Source organism: Inquilinus sp., from assembly GCF_039594555.1.
GTDB lineage: Bacteria > Pseudomonadota > Alphaproteobacteria > DSM-16000 > Inquilinaceae > Inquilinus.
In genome coordinates this window covers 1-4,076 of record NZ_JBCNNF010000528.1, presented here as the reverse complement: position 1 = coordinate 4,076, position 4,076 = coordinate 1, and the positions used below count along the sequence as shown (strand labels likewise).

4 protein-coding genes are annotated in these 4,076 nt (G+C 71.8%); 1 reads left to right on the top strand and 3 read right to left on the bottom strand.

All coding sequences use genetic code 11. The features are described from left to right. Positions 1-67 precede the first annotated feature (67 nt). The 3 genes from ABDW35_RS33315 to ABDW35_RS33305 all read right to left on the bottom strand — a co-directional run bounded on the left by ABDW35_RS33315 (position 68) and on the right by ABDW35_RS33305 (position 2,851). Positions 68-961, bottom strand: a complete 894-nt coding sequence (locus tag ABDW35_RS33315) for an alpha/beta fold hydrolase (protein ID WP_343718145.1) — start codon at positions 959-961, stop codon at positions 68-70. An 11-nt stretch (positions 962-972) separates the two neighbouring features. After that, entirely contained in the window at positions 973-1,905 is a 933-nt protein-coding gene (locus tag ABDW35_RS33310; RefSeq protein WP_343718144.1) for a cyclase family protein, read from the bottom strand. Positions 1,906-1,969: 64 nt separating this feature from the next. After that, on the bottom strand, positions 1,970-2,851 hold the full coding sequence (locus ABDW35_RS33305) for a LysR family transcriptional regulator (protein ID WP_343718143.1): 882 nt from the start codon (positions 2,849-2,851) through the stop codon (positions 1,970-1,972). A 96-nt stretch (positions 2,852-2,947) separates the two neighbouring features. On the opposite strand from ABDW35_RS33305, the gene ABDW35_RS33300 reads away from it, so the two are divergent. Beyond that, positions 2,948-3,952, top strand: a complete 1,005-nt coding sequence (locus ABDW35_RS33300) for a hypothetical protein (RefSeq protein ID WP_343718142.1) — start codon at positions 2,948-2,950, stop codon at positions 3,950-3,952. Positions 3,953-4,076: the final 124 nt, after the last annotated feature.

Sequence of the window (4,076 nt, the reverse complement as noted above, 5' to 3'; positions counted from 1 at the left end):
CACACCAGGTGCGCGTCGCGCGCGCGTTGGTCGTTCATGGCTTCGTTACTGCGTTTTCCGGCTGGGGCTATTTCATCTCGGCGGCGATGAAGTCGCCGGTCCTGGCGATCAGCGAATCGACCATGCCGGTGCCCTCGAAGACGTTGAAGGAGTGGTCCATCGGCTGGACCCACAGCTCCTCCGGCCCGTCATGGTAGTCGAGCAGGACCTGGCCGGAGTCCGGCTGCGGGAACACCACCGTGTCGTTGGTGCCGACCGCGACCAGCAGCGGGCCCTTGTAGCGGGCGATCTCCGCCACCGGGTCGACGGCATAGAGGCTGTCGAAGAAGGCCTGCTTCAGCGGCACCTCGGCACCCCAGGGCAGCCTGGCCGTGATCGGCCTGTCGCCACCGGCCAGCCCCTGGCGCATGACCTCCGGTCCCACCAGCAGCGCCACCGAGGCCGGCAGGTTGGTGCCGGGCGCCCAGAGCGAGACCGAGGTCAGCTTGTGCGGGGTGCGGCCGGCGACGATGGCGCCGACCGTGCCGCCCATGCTCCAGCCCACCAGCGCCATGCGATCGCGGTCGACCTCCCCCTCCGCGGCGAGGAAGTCGAGCGCCGCCAGCGCGTCCTTCACCTGGCCCTGCAGAGTCAGGTCGGCGAAGGCGCCCTCGCTGTCGCCGTTGCCGCGGAAGTCGATGCGCAGGCTGGCGAAGCCCCGCTCTGCCCACAACCGCGCGGCGCGATGAAAGATCCCCTCCTTCACGGCCGGGATCTCCATCTCGTTGCGCGTGCCGGTGAAGCCGTGCAGCAGCAGCACGACCGGCGGCGCGGCGACGCCGTCCGGCAGGGCGAGCGTGCCGACCACCTTCTGCCCGTCGACGGTGAAGCCGACCGTCTTCTCGGCGGCCCGGCCGGCGGACGGAACGGCGGCGAAAGCGCACAGGGTCATCAGCAGCACCGCCAGCTTCGAGGTCGACACGAGCCCCTCCCTTACTTCAGCGTCGGCCGCATCACGCCGTCGGGGCCGCGGCGCAGCGGGGCGGGCTGCTTCGGCAGCGGCGCGCCCGGCGCCTCGGCGATGGTGACGCCGTGCGGCCAGTCGGCCGGGGCGATGGCGATGTAGCGGGCATAGCCGCCAGTGCCGCCCAGCGGCTTGGCGAAGCCGATGCTGATCAGCGCCCCGGCCTCCGGCACCTGGTCGAGATTGGCCACGCCCTCCGCCTGGGTGAAGTGGTTGTGCATCAGCCAGGCCTCGCCCTCCAGATCCGGCGTGGCGTCGGTGTCCAGCGGCTCATGCCCGTGGAACAGGATGCGGCGCTGCAGGTGCAGGAACTTCAGCGCGTCCAGCGACACGCCGGGGAACGGCTTGTCGTTGAAATGGGCCACGTCGTCCCACTTCTTCGACCAGTCGGTGCGGACCATGACGACGCTGCCCTCCGGCACCGTGCCGTGCTTGGCCTCCCAGGCGGTGACGTCGTCGACCGTCATGGCGTAGCTCGGGTCCTTCGCCACCTTCTCGTGGATGTCGATCACCACCAGCGGCCGCACCGCGAAGGTCGGCGGCAGGTCGCTGATCGTGGCGCCGTACTCGTCCCAATGCGCCGGCGGGTCCAGTTGGGTGCCGTACTGGTCGGTCGGCAGGGCGTAGGCGGTGGCGACGAAGCCGTGCTTGGCATAGGTGAACTCGTCGCCCTTCTTGGCATAGTCCGGCAGGTCGTTGCCGGCCACCGCCGGCTTGACCTCGGCATTGCCGAAGCCCGGCCACACCGGCTGCACCGGGGCGAAGGCGTGGGTCAGGTCGATGTATTTGGCGCCCTTCAGCGCCGAATCGTACACGCTCCACAACCCTTCCTCGGCCTGCGCCGCCGGCGGCAGGACAAGAACGAGGGTCAGGACGGCCGTCGCGGCCAGAATGCGCAGCATGGAAGCCCCCTTCGATGGTTGCACGGACGAGCATCGCCCGGCCCGGGCCGCCCTCCAAGCGGAACTAGCCCAGCCTCTCCACCAGGAAATCGACGAAGCTGCGCAGCTTGGCGCTGGGCCGCGGCTCGCGCCGACGCACCAGATGGATCGCCCGCTGCGGCAGCTCCCAGTCCGGCAGCAGGCAGACCAGCCGGCCATCGGCGATGGCGGGGTCGAGCAGCACGTCGGCCTGCACCACCACGCCCATCCCCGCCAGCGCCGCGGCCAGCAGCGCCTGGCCGTTGTTGCAGACCATCCGGCCGCGCACCGGCACCGCCGCCGTCTCCGCCCCGCGGGTGAAGCGCCAGGCGTGGTCCGGCCCCCAGGCGGCGAAGGCCAGGAGGTCGTGCCCGGCCAGATCCTGCGGCTGCGCCGGCGTGCCGCGCCCGGCGAGATAGGCCGGGCTGGCCACGGCGTGCATGCGCGACGGCGCCAGCGGCCGCGCCACCAGATCCTCGTCGCCGACCCGGCCGGAGCGGATGCCGACATCGAACCCCTCCTCCGCCAGGTCGACGACCCGGTCGTTGAGGCTGAGCTCGACCCGCACCGCCGGGTACAGCGCCATATAGGCGCCGATCGCCGGCACCAGCCGGTGCGCGCCCCAGCTGACCGGCGCGGTGACCCGCAGCGTGCCCTGCGGCACCGCCCGCAGCGCGTCGGCGACACGGTCGGCAGCCTCGGCGCCGGCCAGCACGTCGCGGCAGCGATCGAGATAGGCGGCACCGATCTCGGTCAGGTGGTGTCGGCGGGTGGTGCGCTCGATCAGCCGCGCGCCCAGCCGGACCTCCAGCGCCCGGACATGGTTGGCGACCATGGTCGCGGACAGGCCGAACGCCTCCGCCGCCCCGGTGAAGCTGCCGGTCTCGGCGACGCGGACGAACACCTCCATGCTGGTCAGCCGGTCCATTCCGAAGCCCTGGTTGGGGGTGATGCAAGCGTCGGCCAGTTTATCCAGCCTGGCTGCGGATCGAAACTGCGTCGGCTTTCCTCTCAGGAGACGATGATGACCCCGATCCGCGCCCTCGCCGCGATGGCGGCGCTGCTGCTCTGCGCCCCCGCCGCCGCGGCCCAACCGCCCGCCGTCCTGCCGCTGCCGCCCGACTGGTATCCGGAGAGCGTCGCGGTCGGGCTGGACGGCGCCTTCTATGTCGGCAGCTGGCGCCAGGGCGCCGTCGCCCGCATCCGGCCCGGCGACGCCCAGCCGGAGGTGCTGGTGCCGCCCGGCTCGAACGGACTGGCCAACGGCCAGGGCGTGCTGGTCGACGCCAAGGCCGGGCTGCTCTGGGTCTGCTCCGGCAGCATGGGCTTCACCATCGTGCCGGTGACGCCGAGCGCGCTGAAGGCCTATGACCTGGCCACCGGCGCACCGCGCGGCAGTTGGCCGATGCCGGACCGCGGCTACTGCAACGACCTGGCGCAGGACGGGCGCGGCACGCTCTACGTCACCGATAGCCTGCATCCGCGGCTGCTGCGCCTCGCCTCCGGCGGCACGGCGCTGGAGATCTGGAAGGAGGATCCGGCGCTCGGCGGCGGCGATGCCAGCCAGGTCCTGGGCGGCACCGCCTATTTCCTGAACGGCATCGCGGTGACGACGGATGGGCTCTATGTCAGCGCGGTGGCGGCGCAGCCCTGGATCCTGCATGTCGGCATCGGGCCGGACGGTGCCGCCAGCGCCATCACGCGCATCCCGGCGCCGCGGCTGCTGAAGAATGTCGACGCCATCCGCGCCGACGGGCCGGGCCGGCTGGTGCTGTTCGAGAGCAACGCCTTCGGCCAGGACGGCCCCTATGGCGGCGCGGTCACCCTGGCGCGAATCGCCGACGGCCGGATCACAGAGCTGCAGACCATCGTCGGCGGGCTGAACGACGCCTCCTCCGGCGTGGTCGCGGGCGGCCGGGTCTGGTTCATCGAGTCGAAATACGGCCTGCTGACGGCGCATGGCAGCGACGACGCGGCGGTGCCGCGCGGCGTGCCCTTCGACCTGCAGTCGCGCGAGCTGCCGCGCTAGCCCGGAAATCTCACACCCCCTACGCCCTGCGTCGTCTTGCGGTGAGTCGGATGCGGGGGCGGGACGCGAAAAGCGTATAGGGACATACGGTTGAGCGGCCCGCCCCCGCAGGCGGCCACCGCAA